General features: G+C 66.7%; 14 protein-coding genes. 7 read left to right on the plus strand and 7 right to left on the minus strand.

Features of this window, described 5'->3' with window-relative positions; genetic code table 11:
* Positions 1-72: 72 nt before the first annotated feature.
* Positions 73-1,512 (minus strand): UDP-N-acetylmuramate:L-alanyl-gamma-D-glutamyl-meso-diaminopimelate ligase, encoded by a 1,440-nt coding sequence (mpl, locus tag ACF8LI_RS26240; RefSeq protein ID WP_392414525.1) that lies wholly within the window; start codon positions 1,510-1,512, stop codon positions 73-75.
* Positions 1,513-1,756: 244 nt separating this feature from the next.
* Between mpl and ACF8LI_RS26245 the strand changes: the two genes are divergently transcribed.
* From ACF8LI_RS26245 to ACF8LI_RS26275, 7 genes are all read left to right on the plus strand, one after another.
* Positions 1,757-2,365 carry a hypothetical protein gene (locus ACF8LI_RS26245; protein ID WP_016448010.1) on the plus strand — a complete coding sequence of 203 codons (609 nt, stop codon included), beginning with the start codon at positions 1,757-1,759 and terminating at the stop codon, positions 2,363-2,365.
* Positions 2,366-2,411: 46 nt separating this feature from the next.
* A complete protein-coding gene (locus tag ACF8LI_RS26250; RefSeq protein WP_016448009.1) occupies positions 2,412-2,912 on the plus strand; it encodes a TlpA disulfide reductase family protein in 501 nt (166 codons plus the stop codon).
* 145 nt (positions 2,913-3,057) lie between these two features.
* Positions 3,058-3,522 (plus strand): acetyl-CoA carboxylase biotin carboxyl carrier protein, encoded by a 465-nt coding sequence (gene accB, locus ACF8LI_RS26255; RefSeq protein WP_016448008.1) that lies wholly within the window; start codon positions 3,058-3,060, stop codon positions 3,520-3,522.
* 132 nt (positions 3,523-3,654) lie between these two features.
* Positions 3,655-5,019 carry an acetyl-CoA carboxylase biotin carboxylase subunit gene (accC, locus tag ACF8LI_RS26260; protein WP_016448007.1) on the plus strand — a complete coding sequence of 455 codons (1,365 nt, stop codon included), beginning with the start codon at positions 3,655-3,657 and terminating at the stop codon, positions 5,017-5,019.
* A gap of 85 nt (positions 5,020-5,104) precedes the next feature.
* Entirely contained in the window at positions 5,105-5,995 is an 891-nt protein-coding gene (prmA, locus tag ACF8LI_RS26265; RefSeq protein ID WP_017404628.1) for a 50S ribosomal protein L11 methyltransferase, read from the plus strand.
* Positions 5,996-6,070: 75 nt separating this feature from the next.
* Positions 6,071-7,411: a zinc-ribbon and DUF3426 domain-containing protein gene (locus ACF8LI_RS26270; RefSeq protein WP_392414526.1), complete on the plus strand. Its 1,341-nt coding sequence runs from the start codon at positions 6,071-6,073 to the stop codon at positions 7,409-7,411.
* 34 nt (positions 7,412-7,445) lie between these two features.
* Positions 7,446-8,348 carry a carbohydrate kinase family protein gene (locus ACF8LI_RS26275; RefSeq protein ID WP_392414527.1) on the plus strand — a complete coding sequence of 301 codons (903 nt, stop codon included), beginning with the start codon at positions 7,446-7,448 and terminating at the stop codon, positions 8,346-8,348.
* A 97-nt stretch (positions 8,349-8,445) separates the two neighbouring features.
* Here the strand turns inward: ACF8LI_RS26275 and ACF8LI_RS26280 are convergent, their stop codons facing one another.
* From ACF8LI_RS26280 to ACF8LI_RS26305, 6 genes are all read right to left on the minus strand, one after another.
* Entirely contained in the window at positions 8,446-9,381 is a 936-nt protein-coding gene (locus tag ACF8LI_RS26280) for a hypothetical protein (RefSeq protein WP_392414528.1), read from the minus strand.
* A 177-nt stretch (positions 9,382-9,558) separates the two neighbouring features.
* On the minus strand, positions 9,559-10,653 hold the full coding sequence (locus tag ACF8LI_RS26285) for a ribonucleotide-diphosphate reductase subunit beta (RefSeq protein ID WP_017407450.1): 1,095 nt from the start codon (positions 10,651-10,653) through the stop codon (positions 9,559-9,561).
* Positions 10,654-10,859: 206 nt separating this feature from the next.
* On the minus strand, positions 10,860-13,778 hold the full coding sequence (locus ACF8LI_RS26290; RefSeq protein ID WP_016448001.1) for a ribonucleoside-diphosphate reductase subunit alpha: 2,919 nt from the start codon (positions 13,776-13,778) through the stop codon (positions 10,860-10,862).
* 529 nt (positions 13,779-14,307) lie between these two features.
* Positions 14,308-14,949: a 1,6-anhydro-N-acetylmuramyl-L-alanine amidase AmpD gene (ampD, locus tag ACF8LI_RS26295; RefSeq protein ID WP_034364222.1), complete on the minus strand. Its 642-nt coding sequence runs from the start codon at positions 14,947-14,949 to the stop codon at positions 14,308-14,310.
* Positions 14,936-16,450 (minus strand): sigma-54-dependent transcriptional regulator, encoded by a 1,515-nt coding sequence (locus tag ACF8LI_RS26300; protein WP_392414529.1) that lies wholly within the window; start codon positions 16,448-16,450, stop codon positions 14,936-14,938. The genes ampD and ACF8LI_RS26300 overlap by 14 nt, the downstream gene beginning before the upstream one ends.
* A complete protein-coding gene (locus ACF8LI_RS26305) occupies positions 16,450-18,213 on the minus strand; it encodes a PAS domain-containing sensor histidine kinase (protein WP_310042479.1) in 1,764 nt (587 codons plus the stop codon). The genes ACF8LI_RS26300 and ACF8LI_RS26305 overlap by 1 nt, the downstream gene beginning before the upstream one ends.

Consider the following 18,213-nt stretch of genomic DNA (forward strand, 5'->3'; position numbering starts at 1 on the left):
CGAAGGCACATGAAAGAAGCCCGGGCATGTCCCGGGCTTCTTTCATTGGGGTGGGGCTTGCTTGCGCTTTGTTCAGCCTGCGGCCTGCAGGGCGGCCAGCAGCTTGGGGTGTATGCCGCCGAAGCCGCCGTTGCTCATGCACACCACATGGTCGCCCGGCCGGGCGGCTGCGAGGATCTGTCCGATCAGCGTGTCCATGTCGCCTGCCACCTGCGCCTTGCGGCCAGGGCCCACGCCCAGGGGATGCAGCGCCTCGGCGGCGTCCCAGTCCAGGCCGGCCGTGTGGCAGAACACCAGATCGGCGCTTTCCAGGGACCAGGGCAGTTGCGACTTCATGGTGCCCAGCTTCATGGTGTTGCTGCGCGGCTCGAACACCGCAAGGATGCGTGCCTGGCTGCCGAGTTTGCGGCGCAGGCCGTCCAGCGTGGTGCGTATGGCCGTGGGGTGGTGGGCGAAGTCGTCGTAGACGGATACGCCGCCCGCCATGCCGCGCAGCTCCATGCGTCGCTTGACGTTCTGAAAGCGCGCCAGCGCCTCGCAGGCCTGTGCCGGCGTCACGCCCACGTGCTCGGCTGCCGCAATGGCGGCCAGCGCGTTGAGCTGGTTGTGTTCCCCGGTCAGCGCCCATTCCAGGCGGGCCACCTTGCGGCCACGGTGCAGCACGTCGAAGGCGCCCGGATCGCCCTCTGCGCTGAAGTCGCTGACCACCGCCCCGAAGCTGGAAACCTCGCTCCAGCAGCCCTGGTGCAGCACGCGGGTGATGCTTTCCTCGATACCGTTGACAACAAGCCGGCCCGAAGCGGGGACGGTGCGCACCAGATGGTGGAACTGGCGTTCGATGGCACCGAGATCCTCGAAGATGTCGGCGTGATCGAACTCCAGGTTGTTGAGCACGGCCGTGCGCGGGCGGTAGTGCACGAACTTGCTGCGCTTGTCGAAGAAGGCCGTGTCGTATTCATCGGCCTCGATGACGAAGACGGGCTCCGCGCCGGCCGGGCCCTCGCCTGGCGTCGGGCGCCTGGATGCACCCAGGCGGGCCGAGACGCCGAAGTCCAGCGGCACGCCGCCGACCAGAAAGCCCGGAGCCAGGCCTGCGCATTCGAGAATCCAGGCCAGCATCGACGTCGTGGTCGTCTTGCCATGCGTGCCGGCCACGGCCAGCACATGGCGCGGGCAGGACGGATGGTGCAGCACATGTTCGCAAAGCCATTGCGGCCCGCTGGTGTAGGGAGCGCCGCTTTCGAGGATTGCCTCCATCAGCGGGAACTTGGGGCTGCCGTCGGGCAGGCGCGCGCGGCTGACCACGTTGCCTACGACATACATGTCGGGTTGCAGGGTCATCTGGTCGGCGCCGTAGCCCTCGATCAGCTCGATGCCCAGTGCACGCAGCTGATCGCTCATCGGCGGGTAGACGCCGGCGTCGCAGCCTGTGACGCGGTGCCCAGCCTCGCGCGCCAGCGCGGCCAGTCCGCCCATGAAGGTGCCGCAGATGCCCAGAATATGTATGTGCATGGCCGGGCATTCTACGGTTGCCGCCATGTCCGGGATGGCTGGCCTGCAAAAACAGGAGCTTGCGGCCCAGCAGGCACCGGGTCCCGGAAACACAAGGTTGCGAAATCGCCGGTGCAAGGCGCTGGCAGGAACATGCAAAGCCCGTCAGCGGCCGGCGTTGCCGCGGCTTGGGTCACAATGGCTTGGGGCCATCCGCAGGGAAGGCCTCTTATATATATGTAGGGATACAGCGGATCGTAAAGCCATGGACCAAGCCACTGCCGAAATTGCCCAGACTGCGGCCCGCCTCGTGGTCGAGGAAGGTCTGGAATGGGGGCCTGCCAAGCACCGCGCTGTGCGCCAGCTGGGACTGCCCTCGCGCACTGCGCTGCCGGGCAATGACCTGGTGGAAGAGGCTGTGCGCGAATACATCGCCCTGTTCTGCGCCGACACCCAGCCCCAGGAACTGCAGGCCCTGCGCGAGCTGGCTCTGCAATGGATGGATCGCCTGGCCGAGTTCCGTCCCCACCTGGCCGGCGCCGTCTGGCGCGGCACGGCCACGCGCCTGTCCGATATTTATCTGCAACTGTTTTGCGACGACCCCAAATCGGCAGAGATCGCACTGATCAACCAGCATGTGAACTACGAACCCAGCACCGTGACGGGATTCACCGGCCAGAGCGTGGAGGCGCTGAGCATCCATGCCTTCTGCCGCCCGCTGAACGAGGATGTGGGTGTGCACCTGCTGGTCCATGATCTTGACGATCTGCGCGGCGCGCTCAAGCCCGATGGACAGGGGCGCAGCCCGCGTGGCAGCGCAGAGGCATTGCGCAAACTGTTGAACCAGGACGAAGGGGAGGCCGACCGTGGCTGATTCCGTGGATGCAGGTCAAAACACATCTTCCCGCCGCCGCTGGTTGATGGGCGGCGTTGCCGCCGCTGCGGGACTGGGTGGCGCCGGATTGGCCTGGTGGCGATTTCAGCCCCATGCCATGGAGTCCAGCGCCGAAGAGCAGCTGTGGCAGCAGCGTTTCATCACGCCGGATGGCTCGGCCATGACGCTGTCGCGCTGGCGTGGCAAGCCGGTGCTGGTCAATTTTTGGGCCACCTGGTGCCCGCCGTGCGTGCGCGAACTGCCCATGCTGGATGCCTTCTCGGCACGCCAAGACCAGCATGGCATTCAGGTCATTGGCCTGGCCGTGGACAAGCCCGAGGCAGTGCAGCGCTTTCTGGGCCGCACACCCCTGCGTTTCCCCGTGGCGCTGGCGGTGGAAGGCGGTCTGGGCCTGACCCGCTCGCTCGGCAATCTGCAGGGCGGACTGCCCTTCACCGTGCTGCTCGGCGAGGATGGCCTGGTGCGGCAACGTAAAATAGGTGAGCTTACTACCGAAGATCTGGCTTCCTGGAGCGCAAAAGGCTGATTTCCGCAGCGACCGAGCCTGTGCAGGCTCAGGAAATCCCCCGAATTCCATGGCGACGTTGATGAAAAATATGCCTCAAAGCACGCAGAAGGGCGAAATTGGAGTAAATTCGCGCCCTATTTAGTTGTTAGCCGCTGGAGCTCCCATGGATTTGCGAAAACTCAAGACCCTCATTGATCTGGTGTCCGAATCGAACGTGTCGGAACTGGAGATCACCGAAGCAGAGGGCAAGGTCCGGATCGTCAAGAGCGAAGGCGCCGTGGTGCAGCACTACGTGGCTGCGCCCATGCAGGCTCCGATGGCTGCGCCCGTGGCAGCACCTGTGGCCGCTCCTGCAGCAGCGCCCGTGGCAGCCCCTGCCGAGGCAGCCGTCGCGGGACATGTGGTGAAGTCGCCCATGGTCGGCACCTTCTACCGCGCATCCAGCCCTGGCGGCAAGCCTTTCGTGGAAGTGGGCAACCAGGTCAAGGAAGGCGAGACCATCTGCATCATCGAAGCGATGAAGATTCTCAACGAGATCGAGGCCGACAAGAGCGGCACCATTACCCGCATCCTGGGTGAAAACGGCCAGGCCGTCGAGTACGGCCAGCCCCTGTTCGTGATCGAGTAACCTGCAGGCGAGCGATGCCGCAAGCGGCACGACGCCCTGGCGCGAACGCATGCCGCGGCGCGACAGAGCAATTGGCTCAACTGACGGCTTCGGCCTGCGTACCGCCGCAGGCACCAAGCCGCGAGGACCTTCATGTTTAAGAAAATTTTGGTTGCCAACCGGGGCGAGATCGCCCTGCGCATCCAGCGCGCCTGCCGTGAACTGGGCATCAAGGCGGTGATGGTGTATTCCGAGGCCGACCGTGACGCAAAGTACGTCAAGCTGGCCGACGAGGCCGTGTGCATCGGCCCCGCTCCTTCGCCGCTGAGCTACCTCAACATGCCGGCCATCATCTCGGCCGCCGAGGTGACCGACGCCGAGGCGATCCACCCTGGCTACGGCTTTCTCAGCGAGAACGCCGACTTTGCCGAGCGCGTGGAAAAGAGCGGCTTCACCTTCATCGGCCCCACGCCCGACAACATCCGCACCATGGGTGACAAGGTCTCGGCCAAGCAGGCCATGATCAAGGCGGGCGTGCCCTGCGTGCCGGGCTCGGACGGCGAACTGCCCGACGATCCGGTGCAGATCCGCCGCATCGCCAAGGCCGTGGGCTATCCGGTGATCATCAAGGCCGCAGGCGGCGGCGGTGGCCGTGGCATGCGCGTGGTGCATACCGAGGCGGCGCTGATCAATGCCGTGCAGATGACCAAGGCCGAGGCCGGTGCGGCCTTCGGCAATCCGGCCGTCTACATGGAGAAGTTCCTGCAGAACCCGCGCCATGTGGAAATCCAGATCCTGGCCGACAACCATCGCAATGCCGTCTACCTGGGCGAGCGCGACTGCTCCATGCAGCGCCGCCACCAGAAGGTCATCGAGGAAGCGCCGGCTCCCGGCATTCCCCGCCGCCTGGTCGAGAAGATCGGCGAGCGCTGCGCTGCAGCCTGCAAGAAGCTGGGCTACCGTGGCGCAGGCACCTTCGAGTTCCTCTACGAAAACGGCGAGTTCTACTTCATCGAGATGAACACGCGCGTGCAGGTGGAGCATCCGGTGACGGAACTGATCACGGGCGTGGACATCGTTCGCACCCAGATCATGGTGGCCGCAGGCGAGAAGCTGCCTTTCACCCAGCGCCAGATCAATGCCCAGCTCAAGGGCCATGCGATCGAATGCCGCGTGAATGCCGAGGACCCCTACAACTTCATGCCTTCGCCAGGCCGCATCACCATGTGGCATGCGCCCGGTGGCCCGGGCGTGCGCGTGGACTCGCACGTCTACAACAACTACTTCGTGCCGCCGAACTACGACTCCATGATCGGCAAGATCATCGTTCACGGCGACACGCGCGAGCAGGCGCTGGCACGCATGCGCACTGCGCTGCTGGAGACCGTGGTCGAAGGCATCAAGACCAACATCCCGCTGCACCAGGACCTGATGGTGGACGCCAAGTTCATGGAAGGCGGCACCAACATCCACTACCTGGAAGAGTGGCTGGCGCACCGCAACGCCAACAAGCGTTGAGCGGGTCACCCGATCGACCATGCATGCTGGCCCCCGGCGACGGCGGCCGGCATTTTTCATTGATTGCTTAGAAAAGGATGGGCCCATGTTCGAGTTGAGCCTGCTGTGCCCGGAAGACCGGGTCGAAACCATCAGCGATGCACTGGATGCGCTGGACGCCCTGAGCGTATCGGTCGAGGACGCCGACGCGCAGACCGAGGCCGAGCAGGCCCTGTTCGGCGAGCCCGGCATGCCGCCACCCAAGGACGGCTGGCAGCGCAGCCGCCTGGTGGCGCTGTTCCCCACGCAGCAAGCGGCCGAAGAGGCACGTGATCTGCTGCTGCCCCAGGACTTCTTCGAGGGCTGCAGCATCATCGCCGTCAAGCAGGTGCCCGAGCAGGACTGGGTGCGCCTGACGCAGTCGCAGTTCGCCCCCGTGGACATCACCCCCGAATTCTGGATTGTTCCCACCTGGCACGAACTGCCGCCGCAGGCGCGCGTGAGCATCCGCCTGGACCCGGGCCTGGCCTTCGGCACGGGTACGCACCCGACCACGCGCATGTGCCTGCGCTGGATCGCACGCCAGCCCGAGGGCAGCCTGGGGCGCACGCTGGACTACGGCTGCGGCTCCGGCATCCTGGCCATCGGTGCGGCCAAGTTCGGTGCCACCGACATCGACGCGGTGGACATCGACCCGGCTGCCGTGGAGTCCACGCGCTACAACGCCGATGCCAACGCCGTGCAGTTGAAGGCCGGCCTGCCCGATGCCGTGACGGGTGAATACCGCACCGTGCTGGCCAACATCCTGGCCACGCCGCTCAAGGTGCTGGCGCCGCTGCTGTGCGCCCGCGTGGCGGAGGGTGGAAGCCTGGTGCTGGCCGGCATCCTGGAGCGCCAGGCCGACGAACTCAAGCAGGCCTACGCGCCGTACCTGGCACTCGAAGTCGCCGACAGCGAAGATGGCTGGATCCTGATGACCGCGCGCCGCGCGGCCTGATTTGCGCCACGAGTCCCTGCGCGGCTGCCGCCTTCATGGCGCGTGCCGCGAGCAGCTGCCTACAATCGATCGCTGATGAGCCAAGTCACCCGCTGTCCTGCCTGTGGAACCCGTTTCAAAGTGGTGGCCGACCAGCTGCGAATTTCGCAGGGGTGGGTGCGCTGCGGCGTCTGCCATGAAGTGTTCGATGCCTCCGAGGATCTGCAGCCCCTGCCGGCCACGCCTGCGCATGCCGCCGGCAATCCCGTGGCGGGCGGGGCATCGCTCGATGGGCCGGAATTCGAGGACGATGACATCCGCGAATTCCGGGAGTCCATGTGGCTGCCGACGGCGCCCGTGGGGCTGCCGGGGCGGGGTGCTCCGGCACCGGCTGCAGCCACGGCAACTGCTGCAAGCACGGCGCCTGCTGCCAGGGTCGAGCCTTCGCCTGCCGTGCCGCTTGCCGAAGCTGCGGCTCCGCAGGCGCCCGCGTCCACGTCCACGGCACCGCCTGCGCAGACCCCTTCGGCTTCTGCCGCCGACGATCCGGGCCGCGAGCTGCCTGGCGCGTCGCTGGTGGACGAGATCCTGGCGGCGTCCGTGGCTGCACCAGCGGCGCAGCCCCAGCCTGACGCGCGGCATGGGCCGGCGGTGGCGTCCCCGCCCAGCCTGGAGCCCGAACCCGAGCCTGAACCCCAGCCCGAGCCTGAACACAAGCCTGTTTCCGCGCCATCGCCGCACAAGGTGGATGGTGCCGTGCCGTCCCAGAAAGCCGATGCGCCTTCGCTGTCCGTCCCGACGGGCCTGGTCCGTGAATCGGAGCGGCAGGCGCAGGTATCCGTGCCTTCGCCGGAGTTCTCCCGCTGGCCCGACAGCGACGGCGAGGGTGGCAGCGACGACCAGCCTGCGCTGCCCGAGGCCGAGCCCGGCTTTGTGCGTCAGGCGCGGCGCAAGGCCTTCTGGCGCCGGCCTGCCGTACGCGTGGCCCTTGTGCTGGGCTGCCTGCTGGGCGCGGGCGCTTTGGCAGGCCAGGTGATGTGGGGCCAGCGCGATGCGCTGGCCGTGCAGCATCCTTCGCTGGCGCCCACGCTGCAGACCCTGTGCGCCATGGCGGGCTGCGAGCTGCAGCCGCGCCGACAGATCGGCGATGTGGTGATCGGCAGTTCGGGTTTTCGGCAGCTGCCGCGCAACGGCCAGTACCAATGGAGCCTGAGCCTGGAGAACCGTTCCGACTTCCCCGTGGCCATGCCCGCTGTCGAACTCACGCTCACCGATGCGCAGGACAAGCTGCTGCTGCGGCGCGTGATCCGGCTCGACCAGTTCGGTGCCCCCGCGCAGATCGAGGGCCATGGCGAATGGAGCGTGACCGCCCCGGTCGAAGTGCAGGGCCTGGAGTCCGCCGTTGCCGGTTACCGCGCCCTGGTTTTTTATCCCTGATTCCCCTGACTCTTCAAGAAAGCCGAGACACACCATGGCCGCTCTCATCTGCGGATCGCTTGCGTTCGACAACATCATGACCTTCGACGGAAGGTTTGCCGACCAGATCCTGCCTGACCAGTTGCACATCCTCAATGTGTCCTTCCTGGTGCCCACGCTGCGCCGCGATTTCGGCGGGTGCGCGGGCAACATCGCCTATGCGCTGAGGCTGCTGGGGGGCGATGCCTGGCCCATGGCCATGGTGGGCAGTGACGGTGCCGAATATGTGCAGCGCCTGCAGGAGCTGGGCGTGCACACGGCGCACATCGGCCAGTTGCAGGACACGCACACGGCCCAGTGCATGATCATGACCGACCGCGACAACAACCAGATCACGGCCTTCCACCCGGGTGCCATGATGCAGGCCCACGGCAACCGCATCACGCCCGAACTCAGGGAGCAGGTGCGCGTGGGCATCATCGCTCCCGATGGCCGCGAGGCCATGATCGAGCATGCCCAGCAGTTCAAGGCTGCAGGCATTCCCTTCGTCTTCGATCCGGGCCAGGGCCTGCCCATGTTCGACGGGCAGGATCTGCGTCGCTTCATCGAGCAGGCCGACTGGGTGGCCGTGAACGACTATGAAGCCCGCATGCTCAGCGAGCGCACGGGCTGGAGCCTGGAGCAGATTTCAGGGCAGGTGCAGGGCCTGGTGGTGACGCTGGGCGCGCAAGGCTGCGAGGTCTGGGTGCAAGGCACCAAGACCCCGGTGGCGCCTGTGCAGCCCGCTGCCGTGGTCGACCCCACGGGCTGTGGCGACGCGTGGCGTGGCGCCCTGCTGTTCGGCCTGGAGCGTGGCTGGGATCTGGTGCGTTGTGCAGAACTGGGCAACCGCCTGGGTGCGCTCAAGATTGCCAGCCGCGGCCCGCAGAACTACGTGCTGGACTTCGCCAAGCCCTGAGGCGGTGATCGCCGGGTGGCGGTACAGCCGCCATCGTCGCAATGAAAAAAGCCCGACTCGAAAGAGCCGGGCTTTTTGCTTTGAGACCGGAGAAGTCTCAGGGCTTGCTGCCTGTGGGGAAGGGCCATGCGGCTTGGGGTGCCAGGCGGGTTTGCGCGATGGGCGCGGGTGCGGCAGCGGGAGCTGCAGGCGCGGCAGCGGCGGGAGCTGCTGCGGCCTTCTTGGGAGCAGCGGCCTTCTTCGGCGCTGCAGCCTTCTTGGCGGGAGCGGCAGGAGCTGCTGCAGCCTTGGCGGGTGCTGCTGCGGGCTTGGCAGCCGGTGCAGCGGCGGGCTTCTTGGCCGCAGGAGCTGCAGCCTTCTTGGCGGGAGCTGCGGCCTTCTTGGCGGCAGGAGCAGCAGCCTTCTTGGCAGGAGCGGCAGCCTTCTTTGCAGCAGGCGCAGCAGCCTTCTTGGCGGGCGCTGCGGCCTTCTTGGCAGCAGGCGCAGCGGCCTTCTTTGCAGCAGGCGCAGCAGCCTTCTTGGCGGGAGCTGCGGCCTTCTTTGCAGCAGGAGCAGCAGCCTTCTTGGCAGGAGCGGCGGCCTTCTTTGCAGCAGGCGCAGCAGCCTTCTTGGCGGGAGCGGCGGCCTTCTTGGCAGCAGGAGCAGCAGCCTTCTTGGCGGGAGCAGCGGCCTTCTTTGCAGCAGGAGCAGCAGCCTTCTTGGCGGGAGCAGCGGCCTTCTTTGCAGCAGGAGCAGCAGCCTTCTTGGCAGGAGCGGCGGCCTTCTTGGCAGCAGGAGCTGCAGCCTTCTTGGCGGGAGCAGCGGCCTTCTTCGCAGCAGGCGCAGCAGCCTTCTTGGCAGCAGGAGCAGCAGCCTTCTTGGCGGGAGCGGCAGCCTTCTTTGCAGCAGGAGCCGCAGCCTTCTTGGCGGGCGCTGCCTTGGCAGTGGCCGTGGCTTTCTTCACGGCTTCAGCCTTGGGGGCGGCCGCCTTTTTGGCGGTGGTCTTCTTGTCGGTGGGGGCCTTGGTAGAGGCCGTCTTCTTCGCAGTTGCCATCATCTTCTCCTTCGTTGATTTGCACAAAACACTTCGGGGTACGGGGCTCCGAAGCGATTCAATGCGATGTGGAGTGACGCATCGCAATGAACACGGAGACGCCCCACGCCGCAACACCATCGGTATTGCAAAAGCGTGAAGCGCGTCATGGTTCGCATTGTGCCTGCAGAGAAGCGATTAATCCCAGGAAAGTGCGCCTCCGGTTTGATACTCGATGACGCGTGTCTCAAAGAAGTTACGTTCCTTCTTCAAATCGATCATCTCGCTCATCCAGGGGAACGGGTTTTCCTCGTTGGGGAACAGGGCCTCCAGGCCGATCTGCGTGGCGCGGCGGTTGGCGATGTAGCGCAGGTAGCCCTTGAACATCGATGCGTTCATGCCCAGCACGCCGCGCGGCATGGTGTCCTCTGCGTAGCGGTATTCCAGCTCGACGGCCTTGACGAAAAGCGCCGTGATTTCTTCCTTGAATTCGGGTGTCCACAGCTGCGGATTTTCGAGCTTGAGCTGGTTGATCAGGTCGATGCCGAAGTTGCAGTGCATGGACTCGTCGCGCAGGATGTACTGGTACTGCTCGGCAGCGCCGGTCATCTTGTTCTGACGGCCCAGGGCCAGGATCTGCGTGAAGCCCACGTAGAAGAACAGGCCCTCCATCAGGCAGGCGAAAACGATGAGCGACTTCAGCAGCGTCTGGTCGGTCTCGAAGGTGCCGGTCTTGAAGCTGGGGTCCATGATCGCCTCGATGAAGGGGATCAGGAATTCGTCCTTGTCGCGGATGGAGGGAACCTCGAGATAGGCGTTGAAGATCTCGCCTTCATCCAGACCCAGCGACTCCACGATGTACTGGTAGGCGTGGGTGTGGATGGCTTCCTCGAAGGCCTGGCGCAGCAGGAACTGGCGGCACTCGGGTGCGGTGATGTGGCGGTAGGTGCCCAGCACGATGTTGTTGGCAGCCAGCGAGTCGGCCGTCACGAAGAAGCCCAGGTTGCGCTTGACGATGCGGCGCTCGTCCTCGGTCAGGCCGTTGGGGTCCTTCCACAGGGCGATGTCGCGGTTCATGTTCACTTCCTGGGGCATCCAGTGGTTGGCGCAGGTGGCCAGGTACTTTTCCCAGGCCCACTTGTACTTGAAGGGCACCAGCTGGTTGACGTCGGTCTTGGCGTTGATGATTCGCTTGTCGGCGGCGTTGACGCGCTGGTGTGTGCCGGTGGCGGGGGCAGTTCCTGCGCCGGTCGGCGTGTTCGAGAGGGTGGCGTCGTCGTCAAAGGTCAGCATTGCAATTTTCTCCGGCATGCCCTGAGGCATATGTTCAGTTCATTCGGTGCGAAAGAGGCCTCTCTTTCTGCTCCGGTCAATGTAGGACCATGGGTGGCCTGGCATGTTGAGCAGGCCCAAGGTCCATGGCGAAGATCCTGCGCATGGCGCTGGCTGGCGGGCAGGGCGCGGGGACTGCGCCGTGGCGAGGCCCCGCGCTGCGCGGCTTACTGGCAGGCTTCGCAGCCGGGATCGTCGATGGCGCAGAACTTGATGTCCGTCGCCGGGGCCTGGGCGCGTGCGGCGGCTGCCGCGGCTTCCAGGGCGCTGGAGGTGCTCACGGCAGCGGGCTGGGCGGCAGCCGTGGGCACTGCGTTGAGCACGCGGCTTTGCACCGTGGACTTCTCGATGTTGGTGGCGCTGGTGGTGCGCAGGTAGTAGGTGGTCTTCAGACCACGCAGCCAGGCCAGCTTGTAGGTGTCGTCCAGCTTCTTGCCCGAGGCGCCGGCCATGTAGATGTTCAGGCTCTGGGCCTGGTCGATCCACTTCTGGCGGCGTGCAGCGGCCTCGACCAGCCAGGTGGGCTCGACCTCGAAGGCGGTGGCGTACAGGTTCTTGACGTCCTGGGGCACGCGGTCGATGGGGCGCAGCGAGCCGTCGAAATGCTTGAGGTCCATGACCATCACGTCGTCCCACAGGCCCAGGCGCTTCAGGTCGCGCACCAGGTACTGGTTGATGACGGTGAACTCGCCGGACAGGTTGGACTTGACCGACAGGTTGCCGAACGAAGGCTCGATGGAGGCATCGACGCCGACGATGTTGGAGATGGTCGCCGTGGGCGCGATGGCCACGCAGTTGGAGTTGCGCATGCCGTGCTGGCCGATCTTGGCGCGCAGCGCATCCCAGTCCAGGCGCGAGGAACGGTCCACTTCCACGTAGCCGCCGCGGGCCTTCTCCAGCAGGTTCAGCGTGTCCAGCGGCAGGATGCCCTGGTCCCACAGCGAGCCCTTGTAGCTGGAGTACTGGCCGCGTTCCCTGGCCAGTTCGGTGGAGGCCCAGTAGGCGTAGTAGCAGATGGCTTCCATCGACTGGTCGGCGAACTCGACGGCCGCGTCGCTGGCGTAGGCGATGCGCATTTCATAGAGCGCATCCTGGAAGCCCATCAGGCCCAGGCCCACGGGGCGATGGCGCAGGTTGGAGTCCTTGGCCTTCTGCACGGCGTAGTAGTTGATGTCGATCACGTTGTCCAGCATGCGCATGGCCGTGGTGATGGTCTTGCGCAGCTTGCCGTGGTCGATGGCGCCGTTGGTGATGTGGCGCGCCAGGTTGACCGAGCCCAGGTTGCAGACGGCGGTCTCGGTGTCGCTGGTGTTCAGCGTGATCTCGGTGCACAGGTTGGACGAGTGCACCACGCCGGCGTGCTGCTGGGGCGAGCGCACGTTGCAGGGGTCCTTGAAGGTGACCCAGGGGTGGCCGGTCTCGAACAGCATGGACAGCATCTTGCGCCACAGGTCCACGGCCGGGATGCGCTTGAACAGCTTGAGTTCGCCGGTGTCGGCCTTGGTTTCGTAGGCCGTGTAGGCGCGCTCGAAGGCTGCGCCGAAGAGGTCGTGCAGGTCGCCGACATCGGAGGGCGAGAACAGGGTCCACTGGCCCTTTTCCATGACGCGCTTCATGAACAGGTCGGGAATCCAGTTCGCCGTGTTCATGTCGTGCGTGCGGCGGCGGTCGTCACCCGTGTTCTTGCGCAGCTCGAGGAATTCCTCGATGTCCAGGTGCCAGGTCTCCAGGTACGTGCAGACGGCGCCCTTGCGCTTGCCGCCCTGGTTCACGGCCACGGCCGTGTCGTTGACCACCTTGAGGAAGGGCACCACGCCCTGCGACTCGCCGTTCGTGCCCTTGATGCGCGAACCCAGGGCGCGCACGCGCGTCCAGTCGTTGCCCAGGCCGCCGGCGAACTTGGACAGGAGGGCGTTTTCCTTGATCGACTCATAGATGCCGTCCAGATCGTCGGGCACCGTGGTCAGGTAGCACGAAGACAGCTGCGAGCGCAGCGTGCCGCTGTTGAACAGCGTGGGCGTGCTGCTCATGAAGTCGAAGGAAGACAGCAGTTCGTAGAACTCGATGGCGCGCGCGTTGCGGTCCTCTTCCTGCAGCGCCAGGCCCATGGCCACGCGCATGAAGAAGGACTGGGGCAGCTCGATGCGCGTCTTGCGCACGTGCAGGAAGTAGCGGTCATACAGGGTCTGCAGGCCCAGGTAGTCGAACTGCTGGTCGCGTTCGGCCTTGAGGGCGGCAGCCAGGCGGGGCAGGTCGTAGTTCAGCAGCTCGGGGTTGAGCAGCTCGTTGTCCACGCCCTTCTGGATGAAGCCGGGGAAGTAGGCGGCGTAGGCCGACTGGATGTCGGCAGGCTGCACGTCATGGCCCATGACCTCGCGCACGATGGTGTGCAGCAGCAGGCGGGCGGTGACGTAGGTGTAGTCGGGGTCCTTTTCGATCAGCGTGCGCGCGGCCAGGATGGAGGCCTTGAAGACTTCTTCGATCGGCACGCCGTCGTACAGGTTGCGCAGCGTCTCGGCAACGATGGGCGCGGCCTGGATGTCGGCATTGAGGTTGCGGCAGGAGGCCTCGATCAGGGCCAGCAGGCGGGCCTGGTCCAGAGGAACGCGCTGGCCGTTGTCGGTCACATGCAGCACGGGGGCGGGCGCGGCCGCAGCGGCGGCAGCGGCCTCGGCGGCCTTCTTCTGCTCGGCACGCTCCTGGTTGCGGCGGTCGCGGTACAGCACGTAGGCGCGCGCCACGTCGTGGTGGCCGCCGCGCATCAGGCCCAGCTCGACCTGGTCCTGCACGTCTTCAATATGGAAGGTGCCGCCGCCCGGACGCGAGCGCAGCAGGGCGCGCACCACGGCCTGGGTGAGCTCGTCCACGGTCTCGCGCACGCTGGCGGAGGCAGCGCCCTGGGCGCCGCGCACGGCCAGGAAGGCCTTGGTCAGCGCGACGGCGATCTTTTGCGGGGTGAAGGGCACCACGTCGCCGCTGCGGCGGATGATCTGGTAGCCGTCCTGCACGGACAGGTGATGGGCGGAGGAAGGATTGGCAGCATCACCGTGCGCAGCGGGAGCCAAAGAATTCAGTGCTTCTTGCATGAGTTTCCTCAACGGGTGTTTGTGGATAGAACGGACGCGGACCTGCACTGGGGGCAGGCTTGCTGGGAGATGGAATCGATGGCCGGATGTGCACACCGTTTTCACAGGGTGTGCACAGCTTGTGAACACTAGATATGGTGTCCGGCGTGCTCTCAGGCACTACCTGTAGTGTATCGCCGTCTCATGTACACGGGGTACTCACGGCCGGAAAACCGCTGTTTGCGCTGCGCCAAAACAGTGCCCAGCATGCAAGCCCATAGCAGCAGATCACCGCTGCGCGGTGGCTGGCGGGCGATGGCCTGTCGCAAGCCGCTACAGCCTTGCCGCTGCGCCGGTCGGACCGCCGAAAGCCCCATGAACAGTGGGGCTGCGACACATGCGTGAATTTGTAAAAAAAGATCAGGCCGGCCCGGCGTGCGCCTGCGCGCCACATGGGTTGCTTTCTGGATTGACAGCGCACTTTTCCTGGGCCTGTGGACAAGCCGGCCTGCGTGCAAGGCCTGGCGCAGTCCGGCAGGAGGGTGTGTGCTTACGTGGAGGGCTGGCCGGCGCGGGGCGGCAGCTGCCAGTTCGCCGTGGCCTGGTGACGGGACAGCAGCCCGCGCAGCCGGGGCCAGTCGAAGCCGGGGCCGGGATCGCGTTTGCGGCCGGGCGCAATGTGCTCATGGCCTGCGAGATGGGCGACGGGGTAGCGTGCGGCGATGGCTTCGCACAGGTTCTCCAGGGCCGCATATTGCGCCGGCTCGAACGGCAGTCCCTCCAGGCCCTCCAGCTCTATGCCGATGGAGTCGTCGTTGCAGCGATCCTTGCCGCGCCAGCTGGAGGCGCCCGCATGCCAGGCGCGCGCGTCACAGTCCACAAATTGCCAGACCTCGCCCAGGCGCGTGACGAAGAAATGCGCCGACACCTCCAGGCCGCGTATGCCCTGGTAGTAAGGATGGGCGTCCCAGTCGAGCTGGTTGGTGAACAGTTGCTGGACCGCCCCCGTGCCGTACTCGCCGGGGGGCAGGCTGATGGAGTGCACGACGACCAGATCGACCAGGGCCTGGGCCGGGCGCTCGCCGAAGTTGGGCGAGGGCAGGTGGCGTGCCTGTTGCAGCCAGCCGCCTTGCCAGGTCCAGGCCGGGGCCGTGGTCGTGGTAGCTGGTGCCTGCGGATCAGGCTTCGCCATGGCCGCCTCCGTCCGCCTCGGCGCTGGCGTCGCCGGGCAGGGCGATGTTCAGCCGGTCGATGCGGTAGCGGATCTGGCGCAGGCTCAGCCCCAGGCGCGCGGCCGTGGCCGTGCGGTTGAAGCCGTTTTCCTGCAGCGCCTGCACCAGGATGCTGCGCTCGCGCTCGTCCAGCCAGGCCTGCAGGTCGCGGGGCAGCTCCATGTCGGCAGGCTCCGGCGGCGGTGCGGCGCCGTCGTGCGCCTGGGTCTGCGCCGATGCGGGTGGAGCCGGCGGAGTGCCGCAGGGCAGCTGCATCTCGGGGTCTATGCGCAGCGGCCCTTCCTCGCCCAGCGTGATGGCGCGGTGCAGCAGGTTCTCCAGTTCACGCACATTGCCGGGCAGGGGCAGGCGGGCGATCTGCTCCAGGGAACGCTCGTCGATCTCGGGCATGGGCAGGCCCGACTCCTGCGACAGCCGTGCCAGCAATGCACGGCACAGCGCGGGCAGGTCCTCGCGGCGCTCGCGCAGCGGCGGAAGAAGTACTTCGATGACGTTGAGGCGGTAGTACAGGTCCTGGCGAAAACGTCCTGCCTGCACGTCGGCGGCCAGGTCGCGGTGGGTGGCGCTGACGATGCGCACGTCGGCTGCTTCCTCCTGCGCCGAGCCCAGGGGGCGCACGCGGCGTTCCTGGATGGCGCGCAGCAGCTTGGCCTGCATGGGCAGCGGCAGGTCGCCGATTTCGTCGAGGAACAGGGTGCCGCCGCGTGCCGCCTGGAAATAGCCGTCGCGGTCCTGGGTGGCTCCGGTATAGGAGCCCTTGCGGGCGCCGAAGAACTCGGCCTCCAGCAGGTTTTCGGGGATGGCGCCGCAGTTCACGGCCACCATGGGGCCGTGGGCGCGCTGGCTGCAGGCGTGCAGGGCGCGCGCCACCAGCTCCTTGCCCGTGCCCGACTCGCCGTGCACCAGCACCGGCGCCATGCCGCGCGCCACCTTGGCAATGCGCTGCTTGACGGCCTGCATGGCGGGCGACTCCCCAACCATGGCGTCGAGCGCCCCGCCGCCGCTGAGCACGGGGCTTGCGGCCGACGCCGCCGAGGGGCTGCGCGCCGGCATCACGCCGGGGGGCGGCACGCCGCCCACGCCCTGGGCGGCCGAGGCCACGACCAGGCGGAACTGCTTGAGGTCCACGGGCTTGGTCAGATAGTCGAAGGCGCCCGAGCGCAGGGCTTCGACGGCATTTTCGGCCGAACCGTAGGCGGTCATGACCACGCAGCGTTCTCGCCGCTGCTGGTTGCGCAGGTCCTGCAGCAGCTCCATTCCCATGCCGTCGGGCAGGCGCATGTCGGTGATGACCACGTCGAAGCGCTGGGTCTGCAGCTGTTCGCGCGCCTCGCCCACGCTGGCGGCGGTTTCCACGCGGTAGCCTTCGCGCAGCAGGGTCAGTTCATAGAGGGTGCGCAGATCCGGCTCGTCGTCCACGACAAGAATCGATGCGGCAGCGGGCAGGGAGTTCAAGGGCATCACACCACAATCTGGTCAAACAGGGAGGCCGGCAGAGCCGATGCGGCGCCGGCGCGGAACACGATGCTGAAGGCATTGCCCTCGACAGGGCCGTGCGGCGCGGGCCGCGACAGCCGCTGGTAGCTGATGCCTGCATCGTAGCGCTGGCACAGCTCGCGGCAGATGTACAGGCCCAGGCCGCTGGAGCGGCTTTCCGACGAGAAGAAGGGCTCGAACAGATGGCGCTGCACCGTGGGCTCCAGTGCGGCGCCGTCGCTCCAGACCTGCAGCCAGATCTGGCCTGCGGCCGGCGCGCCGGTCAGCACCTGCAGCGTATGCGGCTGCTGGGCGTTGCTGCGGTAGCGCTGGGCGTTGTCCAGCAGGTTCACCAGGATGCGGCGCAGGTGCTCGCCGTCGAACACCACGGTCCTTGCGCGCGCGTCCAGCAGCAGCTGGACGCTGCGCGCAGGCTGGCCCTGGGCCTGCCACTCCTGGCAGGCCTGGGCCACATGCTGGTCCAGGTCCAGCAGGCCGGCGTGGGCCTCGCCAATGTGCTGCTGGGCCCGCGCGATGTTGAGCACGTCCTCGACGGTGCGCGCCAGCCGCTCGGCGTTCTGGCCCACGATGCGGCACAGCTGCTGCTGGGCCGGGTTCTGCGCCAGATCTTCTGCCAGCAGGGCGTTGGCCTGGGTGATGGCGGCCAGCGGATTGCGGATCTCATGGGCCACGGCGGCGGACATGCGGCCCATGGAGGCCAGCTTTTCCGTGCGCAGCCGCGCCTCCATTTCGCGCAGGTCGTGCAGAAAGACCACGCACAGCTGCTGCAGCAGCGCGGGCTCGGCGGCATCGGTGGCGTCGGACGGGGTGGCGACCTCGGTCAGCCAGGTTCGCAGATGCAGTCCCGTCATGCCTTCCTGGCCGATGGACTGCAGATGGATGGCGGCCGATATCGGCAGGTTCTGGGCAAAGCTCTGGGCCACGGCATCCTGCAGCCGCTGCCAGCCGGCGTGTTCCTTGAGGGCGAAGGGCAGGGCATGCGCGTCGGCCAGTCCCAGCAGGTGCAGCGCGGCCGGGTTGGCCTGCTGCACGCGGAATTGGGGATCAACCACCAGCACGCCTTCGCCCAGGTGGCGGATCACCAGGGCATTGACCTGCTCCTGGGCCTGGGCCTTGCGGCTGCTGTGCTGTGCCAGGTGCCGCTCGCGCCGCACGCGGCGCGCCAGCTCGTGCGTCAGATAGGCCACGGCGAAATAGCCTGCGCAGGCAAAGCTGGCCTGGTAGTAGGCCTGGGTACTTTCTATGCGGCCCGCTAGGTCCTGCCATGCGACCCAGCCCAGGGTCAGCAGCGTGACGCTGGCCGTGGTGGCCAGCGCCAGCGTCAGATTGCCCAGCACGGCCGAAATCAGGATGGGGATGGCCAGCAGGGCCGAGTAGTTGAGCGGGCCTGTCTGCAACACCTGCAGCAGGCAGATGGCCGCGATGTCCACGCCGATCACGGGCAGCCAGTGCACTCCGGCGCGGGCAGAGGGCGGCTGCTCGCGTGCGGTCAGCCGCACCAGCAGCGTCAGCCCCAGGTAGCCCAGGCAGACCAGCCAGACCAGGGGATTGCCGCCGGGCTGCACGCTGAGCAGCGCCAGCTGCAGCAGCAGCAGCGCAGTGGCGATGAGAACACGGCCCGTCAGAAATCCCTGCCACAGCCGGACGAAGGGGGCGTTGGCGTCGTGCGGCGACTGCGCCGTGGCCTCGTCGATGGTGGGCGGCTGGGAGCGGGCGGCGTCCTGCAT

The sequence above is a fragment of the Delftia sp. WSY_12 genome, from assembly GCF_043104645.1.
Lineage (GTDB): Bacteria > Pseudomonadota > Gammaproteobacteria > Burkholderiales > Burkholderiaceae_C > Comamonas > Comamonas tsuruhatensis.